Genomic DNA, 18,532 nt, shown 5'->3' with positions numbered 1-18,532 from the left:
TAAAGATGCTGTTGAAGGTTCAGTAAAAGTTAACAACAACTCAGCATTGACAATTGATAAAGCAGGTATGGAAAAATTAGCAGAAGCAGCTAAAACTGTAGGTGTTGATGGTGCATTCATGCTTATCCGTAGCGATGCTAACCAAGTTGTAGAAGATATCGCTGGTGCGATTGAAAAAACACTTGCAGCTGGTACTGGTTTTACTGATAAAGTAGCCAATGCAGTTAATGAAGCTATTAAAGTTGCTGAAGACTTAAAAGTAGACAGCACAATGCTTAATAAATTGCGTACAGCAGCTAACAAAGCAAGCATGAGTGACACTCAATTAAATATCGTTAAAGATGAAGCTGGCCGCATTAAAGGTGTTGGCGATGCAGCGGTAGCTGCAGCGGTAAATGCAGCGGAAACATTGCAAAATACAGCTTCTGTAGCCGTAACGGCAGCAGTAAATGCTGCAGTATTGGTAGAAAATGCGGCTTCTACAGCGGCAGGTTCTGCAGTTCATGCGGTTTCTTTAGCGGTGGCGGCAGTTACTGGTGCGATTGCCAGTGCTATTGATAAGGCTGGACTCGTTAAGAATAGCGCTTCTTCAGTTTTAGGAGATGGATATATTGCAGCGACAGGTGTTATTAAGGCAGCTACAGCAGCAATAACTGCTGCTAAAAATGCAGCTACGGCTATTAAAACCAGTATCGAGAGTAACTTAGATGATGTTGTAGGAGTTGGGACTAATGTAAAAGCAGTGCTTGATGGCTTAGCTAATAAACAATATGTTGATGCAGCTGACGCGAAAGCTCAAGCCGCTAATGCCCTTGATAGTTCAGCAGTACGCGATGTTATGGGTAGTGCTGTAGTAGATAAAATGTTAAATGCGGTAAATGCTTTAGCAAGTAATGCGGACTCAGCTACGGTACAAGCCACTGTGAAAAAAGCCATGACCGATAATGCTAAAGCCGCGGTTACTAATGCTATTACTAATAAAGCAGTAGAAATGACTGGTAACACTACATTAGCTGCAGCAATTGCCAAAGTTGCGGTAAATGATGATGGTAGTACTAATGATGAAAGCATGGTAAAAATGGACCTTGGTTACAAAAATGCTATGTCTGACATTATGAAAAATGCTGCTTACCAAGAAGCTAAGAAAACTAACAGCGAGGCAATATCTAAGGCAATGGCAGACGCTATTGTTTCTGGTACAGAAGTAAAAACTAATACAGAAGTAAAAGCTAACTTCGTATTCCAAACAGTAGTAAGTGGTGAAGCAAAAGATCGGGCAATTGATAGTATGTCTGTATCTTCAGCACAAACAGCAAAAGCCACAGCAGATATTATGGTTAGTGGATTAGCTGTAAAAACTACAGCTACTGTTCTAGCAAGTAGTGATTTTAAAAAAGTTGTTGAAACTGCAGGACGCGAAGTGGTTTCTGCTTTTATGCAATCACAAGGTGTTTCGAAAGCGATGGCTAATGCTGTAGCTGAAGCAACTATAACAGATATGACGGTAGAGGCTGCTGACGCAAATGTAACTGCTAAGTCTGTATATAAAACTGCACTTGATACTTATGCGCGTAGTAAAGCGGAAGAATCTGCTTTGTCTAAAGGGGTTTCAGCTAATGTAGCGAAAACCATTGCCGAAATAGCAATTGTTAATGCAACGCAAGTAACAGCAGCAAGTGTTTTGACTGATGGAAGATATGTAGCGGCAGTTCGGGCTGACATGGTAACAGCAGCTCAAGGAGCGGCTTTGGCTAAAGGTGTATCGACTGAATTAGCTAATACTATTGGTGATAAAGTAGTTCTTCAAGGTGGAACTACTGCATCAGCAGGATATGCAACTGGTGATGCTGAATACACCGCGGCTCTTAACAAGGATTTAAAAGCAACTTCAAAAACCGCAGCTCTTAATAAAGGGGTTAGTGAAGAAGTGGCTCAAACTATTGCAGATGCAAGTGGTGTGGCTGTAGCCGCAACTGCTGTTAATACTTCTGGAACAATTAAAGGTACAACTTCTTATCAAGCGGCTTTAGTAAAAGACATGGAAACTGGTGCTGCTGCAAAAGCAGTAGCTAATGGTGCGATGGCTGAAGTTGCTAACGTAGCAGCTGATATGGCTGTATCAGCTAATGGTTCAGTGGCTAGTACTGTTAATGTTATTAAAGCTACTGATGCTTATAAGAGTGTAGTAACTAAAGTTATGAAAGAACAAGTAGCTCAAGCTGGTAAAGAGTTAGGTTTAACAGCAGAGTTAACTAGCAAATTAGCTGATAAAGTAGTTCTTGAAGGTGGACAGATAGCTACTGATGATACAGAAACTTATAAAGTTGCTGTAGAAAATCAAAAAGTAGAAGCTAAAAAAGTACTTGACAACTTGATTGGCACTGGTTCCATCAATGATGCAATCATGGAAAAATTAATTACTAGTACTTATGGCGATGTAAATACTCAAGCTAAAGTTACTGCAGATACTACGGTAGCTACAGAAACTATGAACAAAGCAGTTAGCCTTGCGAAAGAAGCTTTGGCAACAGAATTGCCAGACACTTTCAATAAAGCTGAATTACAAGTAGCTATTGAAGCAGCAATGACTACTGACAATGGTACTAAATTCAACACTAAAGCTAATGTAGTAGCGGATAGTGAAGTAGCAACTAAAACTAAAGCAGCTCTTGCTGATGAAATGAGCAATGAGTTCAAATTAGTAGACAACACTGGTAAACAAAACACAGTTAAATTTAATGATGATGGTTCATTAGATTTAAGCAAATCTGTAGCTGGTCTTCAAGGTGAAGGCGCAACTGTAAAACTTAATTTCGAAAACATGAAAGTTGGCGATAGCGTAACTTATGTATTCGGTAAAGCGGAAGCTGCATCTACAAACCTTGATGAATCTATCTTAACTCACATCGGTGCTAACTCTGGTCAAACAGCGTTTATCTCTGTAGGTGATATGCGTGCAGAAGCTATCGGTGTAGATAAAGTAGATATTTCTAGCAAATTTGGGGCTCAAGTTGCAATTGAAACTATCAATAATGCAGTGACTAAAGTATCTTCTCAAAGAAGCTTACTAGGGGCAATGCAAAATAGATTAGAACATACAATTAACAACTTAGGAACAGCTTCTGAAAACTTATCTGCCGCTGAATCTCGTATTCGCGATTTAGATATGGCTAAAGAAATGACTATCTTCCAAAAGAACAATATCTTAAATCAAGCAGCTCAAGCTATGCTTGCGCAAGCTAACCAACAACCACAAGGCGTTGTACAACTTTTAAGATAAAATAAGTTTTAATGGCTGGACAGTCAAAGTTCTAAAATATTTGAAGCAGGTTGGGTGACCAACCTGCTTCTTTAATAATAGATATTGGAGGCAGTAGCTTTATGAACACACATCTAACCAATATTAGTGAAAAAATCTTACAAATTCAGCAAAATATTTTTAATAATGAAGTGGAAAAATTGGCGGATAGAATTTTAGAATTAATGGAATACATTTTGCAACAGGGTGATATTTTTTCAGTAATACAAATTCAACAACTAAATACAATTTTCTTAGAGCTCTTAAATAGCGTGGAACAAGCGGACTATTTGTTAACGGCGGATATTTTGGAGTACAAGCTCTATGAATTTATAAAAAGCTGTTTATTGGAGGAGTGTTGATGAACTACTTAAAGAATAATAAAGAGTTTTTAAAAGGTTATAGAACAGATTTATTGGAATTAGTAAGAAATTATGAAAAAAATAATCGTTATGCTAAGAATATCGAGTGGGACGAAAATGCTTGTGAAATAAGGGTTAAGCAGGGCAAAAAAAATATTTATTTGCATAGTATTTATAATAAGACTCGGGAAATCGAACAATTAATAAAAAATAAACCTAAGCAAATAGAACAGTTATGTCTTTTTGGACTGCCAGATAATAAGCAATTAATAACAATTGCTAGGTATTTTGAAAAACTAAAAAGAATCTTTATCGTTATTCCTAGCATTGGTTTATTTTACAAATGGTTGCAATATAATAATTTATCAGAATATCTAACGGAATTTACCAATACAGTAAATTCGGAGGAGCTAGTTTTGGTTGTTGCCGATGAATTTGAACAGGTAGAATCGACAATTATAACACTTACCAATGTTGGGCAGCACGAAAAAATAGTAGTGTTACCATTTGTTAGTTACTTAACCTTGTTTACAGAGTTTTTTTTGAAGATTTGCCAATGCACCAAAATTGCTTTAACTGATAAAAATATTATGGACGTTACACGTAAATTTTGGAGAAACACTTGGTTAATTCATAATTGGAGTGTTTTAAAAGCAAAGACGGCTAATTTATTGCATTTGAAAGAACTGTTTGCACGTAATACTTGCATTGTGGTTGCTGCGGGGGCTTCTTTGGAAAAAAATATTTCCCTGTTGCAAGAAGCTAGAGACAAGGCCATAATAATTGCTGCGGGGACTGCGATTTCTGTTTTGGCAAAGCATGGCATAAAACCTCATTTTCATATGGCTGTAGATGGCAGTGATTTGGCTAACAGAATTTTTGCAAACACGAAAGATTTAGATATTCCTCTGATTTGCTCCTATTCAGTATATAGTCCTTTGCTTCGAGAATATAAAGGTAGTATTTTTACTTTTGCGATTGATGCGATGGATAAAATCGCTATAGCGGCCTATAAGTATTTTTCCGAGGATTTATTAATTTCTACGGGTGGCTTGTCAGTAGTAAATATTGCCCATGCTATTGCGGTGCAAATGGGTTGTAAAAAAGTCGTTATGGTCGGACAAGACTGTTGTTTTTATGGTAATAAGGTGCATGCTAAAGGTTCGTGGTCTGAGGGGAGTCGGCATAATCAAAGTGATAATAGCATTTTGTTACAGGATATTAATGGTAAGACAGTTTACTCATCGGATGTATTTATTGGTATGAAAAGAGCGATAGAAAGGTTTATTGAAACAGCGCCGAACTGCAAATTTATTAATGCGACTGAAGGTGGTTTACCTATAATTGGCGCCCGCAATATGACTTTGCGTCAGGTTATTGACAAAGAGTTGAAAAACAAAACTGATATTGAAAGCACCATTAAAGAAATTTCGGAAAAATCTTTAGGATTAATAGCCCGAAAACAGGAATTGGCGAAACAATATGCAGCGGGATATAAAAAAGATATGTTACTTTTACAAAAACTTCTTTTAGAACAAAAAACTATTTTATTACAAATAAATCACTGTGATGAAGGCAACAAAAATTATGAAATAATTAGTAAGGCCATAAATGTTTTTAAAGAACTTGATCAAAATGCGATTTTCTTGGAAATGATGAAAGAAAACTTTGTTTTTGATATCAATGAAGCATTGTTGCTGGATTTAGGTGAATATAAATATGAATTGTGGGAAGGGCTATATCTAGTTAATAAACGTTTGCTAGAATATGTTAATGCGGCAGTTGTTCTAGCTGAGGAATATTTACAAGAACGCCCAGAAATTAATAGAGTTATTTTCGTAAGACAATAGTGCGGTTAGAAAGGAGAAACTTGCAAATGAAATTAGTAGTGACACATTATGATAAAATGCATATTCGGGAATTGTTTCCTCAGCAAGAACAGCAGCATTTATCTGCTCGACCTTTTCCACACACATTGCTTACTACGGTAGGTTTGTATGATTTTGCTGGGCAAAAATATTATTTAGAACAAGAAGGCCTATATCGTTTTTACTCTTTAGATCCAGAAACTTTAGATGTAAAGCATAGTTTTCAACAAATCGTTTATCAAGAAGATACGCGAGCGCTAGTGTCAGGGTTGCTCAATTGCATTTATGATCAAAATATTAGCGTAATTCAATCGACGCGGGTAGAATATTTGTTGAATATATCAGGCAAGTTAGCAGATACTACAGGGTTTGATTTAATTAATTTTTATATGGATGAACTTAAAATACCTTGTAGACAATTACCAATATATTCAGTTACTGGTAAAGTTGTTATACATCGTTTGCTAGAGATTTGGGATGAACTAAGTCAAGAGTGGTTTATGGTCGATCCCGTATATGGTTTAGAACTTAAAAATGTGACTTATCAAGATTTTGCGACGCGCAACTTTGATAAAATCTTGCAACCCGAGAACTTTGAACACTTGGCTTATGTACAACGTTCTGTACCAGAACATTTACAACTTTGGATGCATAATTTCCAGTTCAATCCAGTTACTTATAAATATTTCATGAGCAATGAGAATTTAGTGTATCTAACTTATGAGCGTCCACGCGATAGCTTTGTAGTGGATGAGCAACAAGCAGAGCGCTTGCAAGCAGCAGGTATTGATAAAATTCGCAATGAAGATATTATTGTAAAACCTTTGGCAACAATTATGCAAAGGTTATATTATCAAGAACAAATTTATTCTTGGAATAATGGGATTAAACATACAAAAGCTTGGTTTGCAGAAAAATAAAATTTTTAGTTAATATTTGGCGAAAAGATTCGATAATACAGATAAAGGGTTTTCGAAAAAATAAAAATTTATATATATTTTTTGGAGGGATTCTTATGAGTATAGGTATAAATTCATTGTCAACTAGTCCTGCAGATATGTTCAGTGTAACTCCAAGTCCGGTGACAACCGATGCTGCGGTGCATGCAGCAACAAGAGATGTTCCGAAAGTTGAAGAACAGAGTAAGAACAATACCCAAGCAGCACCAGAAAAACAGGTTAGTAAAGATGATTTGATAAACATGAGTAAGATGATGAGTCAATTTTTAGCAATGACTAACCCTGATTTAAAATTTGATGTACATGAAGATACTAATCGCCTTATGGTTAACTTAGTAGATGGTAAGGCTAATCGTGTTTTGAAAACTTTCCCTTCGAAAGAATTTTTAGATATGGTAGCAAGAATTAAGGATTATGTAGGGATGATAGTGGATAAAAAAGCCTAAAAGGAGGAAGTGCAATGACGGTAAGAAATGTCGGTTTAGTTTCGGGGATGGACGTGGAAAATATTGTAAAATCCATGGTTCAACCTTATCAAGACCGTTATGATAAGGAATATAAGAATAAGACTACTGCTGAGTGGAAGAAAGATGAGTATAAAACTATTTATACTAAAGAAGCGGAATTTAGAGCGAAAATGACGGAGTACAAGTTGAGTGCTACGGTTAGCCCGGTTAATTCTAATACTAGTAATAAAGAAGTAGTTACAGCAAAGGCTAATTCGGATGCTCTTAATGTACCACATACACTAAAGGTTAAACAATTGGCTAAAGCTGCGAGTGTAGGTAGTTCGGAAAAAATGGCTTCGGCTGAAAACAAAACCACCTTGAAAACTCAGTTTGCTAATGCTACGGATGTAAGTTTGTCGAGTGAATTTTCGATAACTGTTAATGGGAAAGAAATCAAAGTTGATCCAACCGCTAGCTTAAATCAATTATTATCTAATATCAATTCAGCGGGAGCAGGGGTTAAGACTACTTATGATGTGACGATGGATCGAGTATTTCTGATTAGTGAAAAAACTGGCTCTGAAGGGGTAATTGATTTTACTGGAACTAGTGATGCGGGCATGAAATTTTTAACCAATGCGTTAAAGATGAACTATAATTATCAAGATAGTAGTAGTGAAAAACTAGGTTCTGGCACTAAAACTACTTTGCTGACACAGTTTGCCGGCAAGGATGTATTGCCAGAGTTTACCGGTGATTCTAAGACTTTTAAAATTAGTATCAATGGTAAAGAAATAACTTTAGATGCTAGCAAAAACATGCAAAATATGCTTAGTACAATTAATGGCTCTGATGCTGGAGTTACCGCTAGCTATGATGAAGTCGCGGATACCTTTACGATTGTCGGCAAGGATGGCAAAAAAGTTGATTTTACCGGTACTGATGCCGCAGGCTTAAAATTCCTTAAGCAGGGGTTGAAATTGGGTACCGATGGCGGCGATAAGTTGCCAGCACGGACGCAAGGGCAAAATGCAATTTTTGATTTAGATGGTGTGACGGACTTAGAACAGGCTAGTAACTCCTTTTCCATTGCTGGAATTACCTATAATTTGACTGGTTTGGGCGAAGCGAATGTTACGGTAGAGCAAGATGTGGATAAGATTGTTGCTAACATGAAATCCTTTGTTGAGTTGTATAATTCTTTATTAACTTATACAACTGACAAAGCTAATGAAACTAAATATCGCACCTATAAGCCACTTACTGAAGATGAAGAAAGCAAACTTAGTGAAACTCAAGTTGAAAAATGGGAAAAACTGGCTAAAAGTGGTTTGCTTAAAAATGATGATATCTTAACTGGGCTAACGAGCAGTATGCGCAATATTATGATAACTAGTATTGAGGGCATAGATGGTAAATATAAAAATGCTGCGGCAATCGGAATTTCCACAGGTAGTAACTGGAAAGAAGGCGGCAAATTATATTTAGATGAAGATAAGCTAAAAACAGCTCTAGCAGAAGATCCTACGGCTGTTGCCAAAATCTTTTCGGGGACAGGCGATAAGAAAGAGGGTCGGGCAGGAGTTGCAGCTAAATTATACGATTTGATGACCAGTAGCATGGAAAAAATTGACGATAAGGCTGGGGTCTTACAGTATAGTAGTACCGAGGTTACCAGTATTCTCGGTAAGCAAATTAATAGCTATAAAAATAAGATGACATTATTGGAAAAACAGATATCGACTAAAGAAGATTATTACTACAAGCAATATGCTCAAATGGAAAAAGCATTACAAAAAATTCAAAATCAAACTAGTAGTTTATTTGGAGGGACTTCTTCTTAAGTAGATTGTAGTAACCAACAGAAATAGAATTTAAAGAAAATTCAAGGTAACTTTGGAGGAATATACGTGATTAATAATACTGGTGTAGGTGCTTACAAAAATCAACAAATTAATACCATGCCCCCGGAAAGGCTAACTTTGATGCTATATGATGGGGCCATCCGCTTTACCAAGGAAGCGATTATGGGTATTGAAAATAATATTGCTCCTAAAGATATTAATGAGGCTAGTATTAAAGCCCAAAATATTATTCGGGAATTTGTTTGCACATTAAAAGTTGATGTTAATCCAGAACTGGCAGAAGGCTATCTAAAACTTTATGATTATATTGAATATGAACTGCGGCAAGGTGTTTTTAAGCATGAAAAAATTCACTTCGAAAATGCTTTGCTAGTTCTGCAAGAGTTGCGTGAGGCTTGGTTTGAGGCAATGAAAATTGCCAAAGGAATTGGACAACCAGCTGCAAGTGCGGTTGCAGGCACAGTTGATTTTGGGAAGTGAGAATTTGAGTGATAAGACCAAAAAGCAATTGTTTGCCGATTATGCTTTTTTGACGCGGGAATTGGAAGATTTTGCAAACACAAAACATTTTGATATGTTTGCAGATTTATTGGAGCAACGTGATAAAGTAATTGCTTTTATTGCGGTAGCACCTGATCCAGATAACTATGTAGGTAGTGGTGCCTATGAAGATTTGAAGCAAGAGTTATTAGTTGCCGAAAAAACATTATTAAATAGAGTTAAATTTTTAATGCGCCAAATTGAACAACGTAAGACTATTAGTAGTGTCTATGATGTTTATGCGCAAAGTGCAAATACTGGTTATAATATCAATGCAAAAAGATAATTGAGTACTTGCAAAATGACTAGGAAAATTATATAATATTTGTTATCCAAATGACTTAGGTCTGTGGTTGCAAATCCAAGCCAGTCGCAGGCAAAAGGATCCACGTAAGCAACCAAAAGTGTTGTGAGCATGGTGCGGCTTAGAAGTAAGTCCTGCCGAGAAAATCGAGAGTGTGAGTAGTGAGGTGGCAAGCAAGCGTAGTAGCGAAAACTCCAGCAGGCGAGTGTGGGGGCAAAAACCAGGTCAGCTAGGTTATTTTTGGTAAGAAAATATATTTCGGGATAGTTCGCTATCCCGAAATTTTATTTTGCCTATTTTGTAATTATTGTAATGTACAAGTGTACATGTTATAATATAGAGATAGTTTAGTATAATTATAAAAGGTAGGTATAGCTAAGATGTCATTTGATTTTAAAGTGATAATGGAAGCATTTCCTTTGTTATTACAAGGTGCTGGGATAACAATTCAAATAACTGCCCTTAGTGTAGGATTTGGGATGTTAATCGGCTTAATAGTTGGTATAGCCAGATTATCTGACTTTGTTTTTTGTAGAGCTTTAGCCAGAATTTATGTGGATTTTATTCGTGGTACACCATTATTGGTGCAAATCTTTCTAATTTATTTTGCCTTGCCCATGCTTACAGGCCAAAGAATCGATCCGTTTATAGCTGCGATTTCTGCTTGTTCGATAAATAGTGGGGCCTATGTCGCTGAAATTTTTCGTGGGGGCATTCAATCTATTGACAAAGGACAGATGGAAGCGGGCCGTTCTTTAGGGATGACTTGGATGCAAACCATGCGTTATATTATCGTTCCCCAAGCCTTTAAAAGGGTTATTCCGCCGTTAGGCAATGAATTTATTGCAATGTTAAAAGATTCTTCCTTAGTATCAGTTATTGGATTTGAAGAGTTAACTAGACGCGGACAGTTGATAATTGCTCGTACCTATTCTTCTTTTGAAATCTGGTTAACTGTAGCTTTTATTTATTTAATTATGACTTTTGCAATTTCACGCTTGGTGGATGCTTTAGAGCGGAGGTACAATATAAAATGATAAAAGTTGATAAATTAAATAAAAAATTTGGCAGTTTGCATGTTCTGAAAGATGTGAGTATTGAAATAGCCCAAAATGAAGTTGTGGTAGTAATTGGCCCCAGCGGTTCAGGAAAAAGTACGTTTTTGCGGTGTTTGAATTATTTAGAAGAACCAACATCGGGGACTATTGTAATTGATAATATTGCCGTAGAAAATAATGAAACAATTAATGCTATTCGCAAAGAAGTAGGCATGGTTTTTCAAAGATTTAATTTGTTTCCCCATATGACGGTGCTTCAAAATATTATGTTGGCACCTTTAAAAGTAAAAAATATTAATGTTAAACAAGCGGAACAGGTAGCAATGGAGCTATTAGATAAGGTTGGTTTAGGCGACAAGGTCCATGCCTATCCAGAAAATCTTAGTGGCGGGCAACAGCAAAGAGTAGCTATAGCTAGAGCTTTAGCTATGCAGCCGAAAGTAATGTTGTTTGATGAGCCAACTTCGGCCTTAGACCCAGAGATGGTTAAAGAGGTACTAGATGTAATGAAAGATTTAGCAAAAACTGGCATGACCATGGTAGTAGTAACTCATGAGATGGGTTTTGCCAGAGAGGTGGGCGATCGAGTAATTTTTATGGATGAAGGGCGAATTGTGGAAACCGGGACTCCTGATGAAATTTTTAGCCAGGCTAAAGAAGAGCGGACACAAGGTTTTTTATCAAAAATCTTATAACAATAATCAAAAAACTCCAGGGGTGCAGTTGTGCATCACTGGTGTTTTTTTGTTGTTTTTAACGGCTTTTTCAATTCTAGAGCGAGAATACTAAAAATTACCAAGCTAGCACCATAAACCTGACTACTGGTTAGAGATTCTTGAAGTAAGGGGATAGCGATTAGAACGGTAAAGACTGGTTCTGAGGTGCTTACAATACAAGTGTGGGTGGGAGAGATATATTTCAACGCGGCAATAAAGCCTAAAATACCAACAATTGTTGAAAATATCGACATTGCCAATAAGGTCAAAAATCCTGAAAAAGTTAGGCTTAGATCAAAACCTGTTTGCATACTGCTTGTGAATAAAAATACAACAGTAGCACTTGCACACACATAGAAGGTTAAAACTAGTGAGGGTATTTCTCGGGAAATTTTGTTGCTTAAAGTTATATAGATTGCATAACTTATGCCGCTAAAAAGTGCCCAGAATAAACCTAAGTAGTTTAAAGACGTAAAATCAAGACCGATAACTAGGCTTAAACCTAAAAAGCAACTGGCAAAAGCTAAGAGCAGCGGTAGGGTTATTTTTTCTAGGCCGCAAATAAAAGCAATAATAGCGACAATGGCTGGGTAAATTTGGAAAATAATGGCTACCAAAGAAGCGGACAGATATTTGCTGGCGAGGGTAAACGATAGGGAGCAAATGGCAAAACCGATAGCCCCTAAGGCTAGAATTGGTAAGATCTTCTCACGCGGGAGTTTTAAAGAGATTTTTCTATAGGTAATATAGGCGAATATTAGGCAGGAAGAAAGAAAAAAACGAAAAAAAAGAATACTGCCTGTAGAAATATTTTGCGCGTAAGCTAATTTTACAAATATTGGTAAGGTTGCGAAACCGATGGCAGATAAAGTAGCTAGAAAGATTCCTTTTGTTGTTGCATTCATAATAAAAAAGTCCTTTGTTATTGTTAAAAAATATATACTATACTATAATTAAATAGTCTGATTGTCAAATTTTAGGCTTAAGCAAAGTTCGGAGCCAGAAAAGAGGTTGCAAATGCGAGATTTTTTAGTGGTGGATTTTGAATTCACCATGTATACAAAACGAGTGGGACGTCCCCGAGGGTTTTTCTCGGAAATATTGGAATATGGGTTGGTGAAATTAGATGGTCGCCAACATACTGTAATTACAGAAGCGCAAGCTTTTGTGAAACCGTCCTTTTTCCCAAAACAAGCTAAACAAGCTCAAGAATTTTCGATGATTACTAAAGCTGATCTAGATAAGGGGATTAAGTATGAAGAAATGTTAGAAGAGCTTAAAACTGTATATGAGCCTAATAATAATTACTTTGTGGCTTGGGGGGATGCTGATTGGCATGTAATAAAAGAAGCTTGTCAACGCTATGGCTTGGAAAACCCCATTCAATATGCAGATTATGTGGATTTATCAAGAGAATATCAAAGCTTTTTCAATGCTGAACGGCGGTTATCTTTAAAAAATGCTTTGGATGCCCAACAAATTGAATTAGCTGGAACTTGGCATACAGCGTTAGATGATGCGCGCAATACTGCTAAATTAGTGGCCCACATGCTAAAACTAGGTTGGGAAAAAAGTCAACAAGAGGAGTAATCTTATGATTATTCCTCTTGTTTTTCTCATTAGGTGTCGTAAGACTGTTGCGTAGCTGAAATATGCGAAATACCGCCAACTGATGATGGTGTTGCACTTTATTTGAAATTCACCTATACAAAAAACACCTTTTTCGCGATAATAAGATTTTTTAAGACCCATTATAGCGAAGGAAAGGTGTTTTTAAGGGGCACGCAATGACCAACACATATGATGTTTGTGAAGGCAACATATTGAGTTTTAGATTTAATGAATTATGAGAAATCATTAGAAATATAATAAAAAAGTTTTTTTGACACCCGTTGCCATTTACCATTAGCAGCGATTATAAGCTGGAGAATGGTTTGGGGAAGAGCCTATCTGCACTAAAGAGTTAGAAACCGCGTTTGGAGTTCGTTTATTTATGGGAATTTCACAGGGGATTATTCGATATTATCAGTAGCTAATAGTTCTGCGCCTTTATTGGCTTTGACTGTATCGAATTTGGCTACGACTGCATAGGTTATGGAGCAAAACAACCATTCAGCATAAATAACATGAGGTAATAAGCGCACACTAGGGACAGTTTGCCAAACTACAAGGACAATCAGCCCAACTAGTAAGGTATAAAAACCGGCGTTAATTGAGGTTTTTTCTGGGGCGAACAGTGCTACCAAGACAATTACGCTAAAGGCAGCGGTTAGACTTAGCCCGGCCATGATAGTGGGGATTATGCCTGAAACTGATAAAGCAATGCCAAAAGTGAAGATGCCGACCGCTAATACAGCGTAACGCATAATTTTTTGAAGCGTAAGATCATCAGTATCAGGTTTTAAAAAACCTTTGTAGATATCTTTAGCAAATAAAGTGGCAGCACTAAGTAATAAATTGCAAGCTGTGGAGACATCGGCCGCCCAGAGAGCAGCTAAGGTTATGCCGGCAAGTAAAGGTTCTAGTTGCATGATAACTTGAGGCAATGCTACTGCAGGAGTTAATTCGGGGTGAACAGCTTTAGCGCAAACCCCTAAGAGGGCAGCCATAAAGCCAATGGGAATCATTAAAATCCCCCCGATGATGAAGCCTTTTTTGGAAGTAGCCTCATCTTTAGCCCCTAAAGAAATTTGGATAATACTTTGCAAAGAAAGATTTACCGTAACCATTACTACAATCCAACTGAAAATCCCTTTTAAGCCCACACCGGCTATGGGGTCGAACCAAGGTACATTTTGTGGTAAAGCTAAGGTTATGTTTTGCAAACCGCCTAAATTATTGGTTTGCGTAAAAGTTGCTAGCGTGATTCCACCGTAGATTAAGACGATGTTAAGAATATTGGAGAGACTGGCGGACCACATGCCACCAATGAAAGTGATGCCGATAAAAACAATCGCGCTGACAATCATGCCCGTCTTTAAATCGAAAATTTCTGGCAGTAGTGCGTGGAGAATGCTGCCGCCGGCAATATATTGTAAGGAAATAATAACCATTTGAATTACGATTTGACAAATTACGCCTAACACTACAGCTTTTTTATCATGATGTTTTTCGATTAACTCAGAAATTGTAGTGATGTTTTGTTGGCGGTATTTTTTAGCTAATAGTACGCCCATGGTAATAGCACCAATACCCCAAGCGATGGTATACCAACCGGCAGAGATACCGACACGAAAGGCGTGTTCGGAAACACCGATGGTAGAAGCGCCGCCGACCGCTAGACCAATGATGGAAACAGCAATCAAGGGAGTGGAAAGCTGCCGTCCAGCTAGGCTATAATTTTCGGCACAACCAGAACTTCTTTTTTTGGCCCAAAAGCTAATTGCAAATAAGAGCACAATGTACACTAAAATAATTAATAAGGGTAAAGACATTTGTGATTCCTCCTCAAAATATAAATAAAAAAATCGTCCCGTAAACAAGGGACGATTATCATAACCGTGGTACCACCCAAATTAATATATTTATCCTCAGAAAAACAAAAAAATACCGTCAGCTTTGGGACGAACATAGCCGCGGTACCACCCATTTTTTGAATAAATATATTCACTCGAACCTTTAACGCAGGAAACGGTTAACCTTACTAAGAGTTTCGGGTTAACAGCTCAAGAATGAACTTCACTACAACTTTTAATATCAGCTTCCACCGCTACTGACTCTCTGTGAAAAAAATTATAGCTACTCTTTCTCTCATCGCTTCATATTATTAAGTTGTCTATGATTATAAGCTGGAAAAACTTAAAAGTCAAGAGTCGGAAAAAGATTTCTTAAGTGAGATAGACACAGACAGAACAAGATTTTTATGATAGAATTAAATTGATAATTTAGCTTAATTTGTGGAGGTAAAAATGATGGATGAAAAAGAATTGGTAATAGGTAAAGAACCTAAGACTAAATTAGAATTGATGATGCATCGAGTATTGGTTTTTTGTTTTTTAGCATTTGTGTTTTATAATATGGCAATTCGTTTTGGCTGGTTATAGGCGGTTAAGAAATGAAAGTTATAATAAATAATGAACAAGATAAAATAGAATATGATTTGGTAATGGAACAGTTGGTAAAAAGTGTTTTAGAGCAAGCTGCGGCTGTTTATGAATTAGACAAAGCTTGTGAAGTGGGTATAACTTTAGTGGATAATGCGGAAATTAGGCAGATTAATGCGGAATATCGACAAATAGATAGTGCTACGGATGTGTTATCTTTTGCCTTAGATGAAGGGGAAGAGTTTCCCGTATTACCAGGCGAAGAGCATCTGTTGGGGGATATCATTGTCAGTTTAGAAAGAGCGCAAGAGCAAGCTCTAGAGTATGGACACAGTTTAGAACGAGAATTGGCGTATCTGCTTATTCATGGGTTTTTACATTTATTAGGCTATGATCATATGCAAGAAGCAGACAAGAAAGTTATGCGGGAACAGGAAGAACGAGTTTTGGCAAAATTGGCAATATATCGATAGTTGGGGTGATAGTTTGAAAACACTACTTAAACAAGCGATACAGGTTCGAGAAAATGCCTATGCTCCTTATTCGAAATTTAAAGTTGGGGCAGCTGTAAGGGGTAAGTCCGGGCAAATATATCTAGGCTGTAATGTAGAGAATGCCTCTTACGGACTTACTAGTTGTGCAGAACGCAACGCCATCTTTCAGGCGATTGCACAAGGAGAACAGAATTTAAGTGAAATTCTAGTGGTAGCTGATACCCAAGAACCTGTGGTGCCTTGCGGAGCTTGCCGTCAGGTTATGCAGGAATTTGGGATAAAAACTGTATATCGGAGTAATTTGGCGGGTACAGTAGTGCAACATAAGTTGTCCGAGTTGTTGCCAATAGGCTTTAAAAGCACTGATATGGAGGTGTGAGATTTATGAAAATCTTAGTTGTTGGTGGTGTGGCAGGGGGCGCAGGGGTGTGTGCACGGCTCCGCAGAAATAGTGAACAATTTCAAATTATAATGTTTGAAAAAGGCGAGTATATATCCTTTGCTAATTGTGGGTTGCCTTATTATATTGGCGATGTAATTACTGATAAATGCGCGTTGCAGATACAAACGCCCCAAGGGTTTGGCAAACGATTTAATGTAGATGTGCGAACTTTCAGTGAGGTAGTAGAATTAGACACTACCTTAAAACGGGTTAAAGTTTATAATCATCAAACTCAAGTTGAGTATTGGGAAAGTTATGATAAGTTAATTCTTTCGCCAGGTGCGAAACCCATAACTCCGAAGTTTGCTGGGGCTGATTTAGCACATGTATTTACTTTAAGGAATATCCCTGATACTTATAAAATCAAAGAATTTACAGATAAACAGAAAACAGGAACAGCAGTAGTTATTGGTGGTGGCTATATAGGCATTGAAATGGCGGAAAATTTGCAGCATCTAGGCTATCAAGTGCAAATAGTTGAGGCAAATACCCATTTGATTGCGAGTATTGACTTGGAAGTAGCGGCGCATTTGCAAAATTATTTGCGCGAGCGAGGACTTAAGTTGTTTTTAAAGAGTCGGGTAACAGAAATAACGCCAGAATTTGTGTGCTTGGAAAATGGTGAAAAAATTGCGGCGGACTTGGTAATTATGAGTATTGGTGTTCAAGCCGATACTGGTTTTTTAAAGAACTCGGGTGTAGCTTTAAATGCTTTGGGGCAGATTATTGTAGATGCAAATTTACGCACTAATGTGCAAGATGTGTATGCTTTAGGTGATGCCGTAGAGCATCTTTGTTTTACGGGTGCGAAGAGAAATATTCCGTTGGCTTCACCAGCTAATCGCCAAGCAAGGTTACTAGCAGATATTATTTGTGGCAGTAAGCAACAATATCCCGGTTCACAAGGGACGGCTATTTTGAAAGCTTTTGATTTGGTAGTAGCTGTAACAGGGGAAAGTGAAGAAAGTTTACAGCAAAATAAAATTAACTACTTAAAGTCTTATACATATAGCGCAAACCATGCGCGTTATTATCCAGGGGCGAGTACAATGTTTATAAAATTACTGTATACGCCTACTGGTGTTGTGTTAGGGGCACAAATAGTAGGGGGCACAGGTGTAGATAAGCGTATTGATGTTTTGGCGAGCGCGGTAAGACATCAATTGACAGTGCAAGAACTAACAGAACTGGAATTAGCTTATGCCCCACCATTTAATTCGGCCAAAGATCCTGTTAATATGGCTGGCTATGTTGCCGAAAATGTTTTGTTAGGCAAAAGTAAATTTTTTTATCCAGAGGATTTAGCCCGCGTTCAAACAACGGATATTTTATTGGATGTTCGTAGCAAAAGCGAATATCAGCAAGGACATCTAAGTGCGGCAATTAATATTCCCTTAGATGATTTGCGTGGACGTATTGCGGAACTAGAACCCCATAAGAAAATTTTTATCTATTGCGCAGTGGGATTAAGAGGTTATATCGCGCAAAGAATTTTACAACAGAATGGTTTTATAGAAACTTATAATCTGAGTGGTGGTTATGAATTATATAGTGTTTTAGCATCTAACAAATAAGTATAAGAGCTATCGAATACCTTGGGAGGCGGAGTTTAATATATATAGAAAAACATTGAAAAAAATTCAAAAAAAGGTGTTGACAACCTAGCTGTTTTTCTATATAATAACATATGTAGTTCAGCGAGGCCCGGTAGTTTAGTTGGTTAGAATGCCGCCCTGTCACGGCGGAGGTCGTGGGTTCGAGTCCCATCCGGGTCGCCATACTATATAAAATGCCACGGTAGCTCAGTCGGTAGAGCAGAGGACTGAAAATCCTCGTGTCGGCGGTTCGATTCCGCCCTGTGGCACCACAATATGCGGAAATAGCTCAGCGGTAGAGCATCGCCTTGCCAAGGCGAGGGTCGCGAGTTCGAATCTCGTTTTCCGCTCCAAAAACTTTGAGGCGGCATAGCCAAGTGGTAAGGCAGAGGTCTGCAAAACCTTTATCCCCAGTTCAAATCTGGGTGCCGCCTCCAAATTGAATAATGTGCCGGGGTGGCGGAACTGGCAGACGCAAGGGACTTAAAATCCCTCGGGTCGTGAGACCCGTACCGGTTCGATTCCGGTCCTCGGCACCA

At 37.7% G+C, this 18,532-nt stretch carries 17 protein-coding genes, 5 tRNA genes and 1 other annotated feature; of the genes, 20 read left to right on the top strand and 2 right to left on the bottom strand.

Annotated elements, in window-relative coordinates:
• Positions 1–67: 67 nt before the first annotated feature.
• The 10 genes from SUCMO_RS11790 (at position 68) to SUCMO_RS0109770 (ending at position 11,398) form a co-directional block, all read left to right on the top strand.
• Positions 68–3,280, top strand: coding sequence for a flagellin (locus tag SUCMO_RS11790; protein WP_425426082.1), 3,213 nt, complete (start codon positions 68–70; stop codon positions 3,278–3,280).
• A 101-nt stretch (positions 3,281–3,381) separates the two neighbouring features.
• Entirely contained in the window at positions 3,382–3,660 is a 279-nt protein-coding gene (locus SUCMO_RS0109810; RefSeq protein ID WP_019880544.1) for a hypothetical protein, read from the top strand.
• Positions 3,660–5,510 carry a motility associated factor glycosyltransferase family protein gene (locus SUCMO_RS0109805; RefSeq protein ID WP_019880543.1) on the top strand — a complete coding sequence of 617 codons (1,851 nt, stop codon included), beginning with the start codon at positions 3,660–3,662 and terminating at the stop codon, positions 5,508–5,510. Before SUCMO_RS0109810 ends, SUCMO_RS0109805 begins: the two co-directional genes overlap by 1 nt.
• A 26-nt stretch (positions 5,511–5,536) precedes the next feature.
• Positions 5,537–6,448: a hypothetical protein gene (locus SUCMO_RS0109800; RefSeq protein WP_019880542.1), complete on the top strand. Its 912-nt coding sequence runs from the start codon at positions 5,537–5,539 to the stop codon at positions 6,446–6,448.
• A 95-nt stretch (positions 6,449–6,543) separates the two neighbouring features.
• Complete coding sequence (locus SUCMO_RS11065; protein ID WP_019880540.1) at positions 6,544–6,933, top strand: flagellar protein FlaG; 390 nt, start codon at positions 6,544–6,546, stop codon at positions 6,931–6,933.
• A gap of 14 nt (positions 6,934–6,947) precedes the next feature.
• On the top strand, positions 6,948–8,780 hold the full coding sequence (fliD, locus tag SUCMO_RS11060) for a flagellar filament capping protein FliD (protein WP_019880539.1): 1,833 nt from the start codon (positions 6,948–6,950) through the stop codon (positions 8,778–8,780).
• Between the two features lie 66 nt (positions 8,781–8,846).
• On the top strand, positions 8,847–9,281 hold the full coding sequence (gene fliS, locus SUCMO_RS10745) for a flagellar export chaperone FliS (protein WP_019880538.1): 435 nt from the start codon (positions 8,847–8,849) through the stop codon (positions 9,279–9,281).
• A gap of 4 nt (positions 9,282–9,285) precedes the next feature.
• Entirely contained in the window at positions 9,286–9,627 is a 342-nt protein-coding gene (locus SUCMO_RS0109780; RefSeq protein ID WP_033297149.1) for a hypothetical protein, read from the top strand.
• A gap of 398 nt (positions 9,628–10,025) precedes the next feature.
• Positions 10,026–10,682 carry an amino acid ABC transporter permease gene (locus SUCMO_RS0109775; protein ID WP_019880536.1) on the top strand — a complete coding sequence of 219 codons (657 nt, stop codon included), beginning with the start codon at positions 10,026–10,028 and terminating at the stop codon, positions 10,680–10,682.
• Entirely contained in the window at positions 10,679–11,398 is a 720-nt protein-coding gene (locus tag SUCMO_RS0109770) for an amino acid ABC transporter ATP-binding protein (protein ID WP_019880535.1), read from the top strand. The genes SUCMO_RS0109775 and SUCMO_RS0109770 overlap by 4 nt, the downstream gene beginning before the upstream one ends.
• Before the next feature lie 35 nt (positions 11,399–11,433).
• On the opposite strand, the gene SUCMO_RS0109765 is transcribed toward SUCMO_RS0109770, so the two are convergent.
• The gene (locus SUCMO_RS0109765) at positions 11,434–12,324 is read right to left on the bottom strand and encodes a DMT family transporter (RefSeq protein WP_019880533.1); all 891 of its coding nucleotides are present in this window, start codon (positions 12,322–12,324) and stop codon (positions 11,434–11,436) included.
• 112 nt (positions 12,325–12,436) lie between these two features.
• Between SUCMO_RS0109765 and SUCMO_RS0109760 the strand changes: the two genes are divergently transcribed.
• Positions 12,437–13,009, top strand: coding sequence for a 3'-5' exonuclease (locus SUCMO_RS0109760; RefSeq protein WP_019880532.1), 573 nt, complete (start codon positions 12,437–12,439; stop codon positions 13,007–13,009).
• A gap of 422 nt (positions 13,010–13,431) precedes the next feature.
• Here the strand turns inward: SUCMO_RS0109760 and SUCMO_RS0109755 are convergent, their stop codons facing one another.
• Positions 13,432–14,853 (bottom strand): sodium:solute symporter family protein, encoded by a 1,422-nt coding sequence (locus SUCMO_RS0109755; protein ID WP_019880531.1) that lies wholly within the window; start codon positions 14,851–14,853, stop codon positions 13,432–13,434.
• A 122-nt stretch (positions 14,854–14,975) separates the two neighbouring features.
• Positions 14,976–15,182: a binding site (T-box leader), on the bottom strand.
• Positions 15,183–15,327: 145 nt separating this feature from the next.
• Here SUCMO_RS0109755 and SUCMO_RS11675 point away from each other — a divergent pair.
• From SUCMO_RS11675 to SUCMO_RS0109710, 9 genes are all read left to right on the top strand, one after another.
• Positions 15,328–15,462 carry a hypothetical protein gene (locus SUCMO_RS11675; protein ID WP_281166589.1) on the top strand — a complete coding sequence of 45 codons (135 nt, stop codon included), beginning with the start codon at positions 15,328–15,330 and terminating at the stop codon, positions 15,460–15,462.
• 11 nt (positions 15,463–15,473) lie between these two features.
• A complete protein-coding gene (ybeY, locus tag SUCMO_RS0109745) occupies positions 15,474–15,935 on the top strand; it encodes an rRNA maturation RNase YbeY (RefSeq protein ID WP_019880529.1) in 462 nt (153 codons plus the stop codon).
• 13 nt (positions 15,936–15,948) lie between these two features.
• Complete coding sequence (locus SUCMO_RS0109740) at positions 15,949–16,335, top strand: cytidine deaminase (protein WP_019880528.1); 387 nt, start codon at positions 15,949–15,951, stop codon at positions 16,333–16,335.
• 5 nt (positions 16,336–16,340) lie between these two features.
• A complete protein-coding gene (locus tag SUCMO_RS0109735; protein WP_019880527.1) occupies positions 16,341–17,972 on the top strand; it encodes an FAD-dependent oxidoreductase in 1,632 nt (543 codons plus the stop codon).
• 127 nt (positions 17,973–18,099) lie between these two features.
• A tRNA-Asp gene (locus tag SUCMO_RS0109730) sits at positions 18,100–18,176 on the top strand.
• Positions 18,177–18,189: 13 nt separating this feature from the next.
• Positions 18,190–18,265 (top strand) — tRNA-Phe (locus SUCMO_RS0109725).
• 6 nt (positions 18,266–18,271) lie between these two features.
• Positions 18,272–18,346: transfer RNA gene (locus SUCMO_RS0109720), tRNA-Gly, on the top strand.
• A 10-nt stretch (positions 18,347–18,356) separates the two neighbouring features.
• Positions 18,357–18,430 (top strand) — tRNA-Cys (locus SUCMO_RS0109715).
• A 13-nt stretch (positions 18,431–18,443) separates the two neighbouring features.
• Positions 18,444–18,532, top strand: a tRNA-Leu gene (locus SUCMO_RS0109710).

Origin of the sequence: Succinispira mobilis DSM 6222 (genome assembly GCF_000384135.1) — a bacterium.
Classification (GTDB): domain Bacteria; phylum Bacillota; class Negativicutes; order Acidaminococcales; family Succinispiraceae; genus Succinispira; species Succinispira mobilis.
Note: the sequence above shows the minus strand (reverse complement) of the source record. Positions and strands in the feature narration are given on the sequence as shown.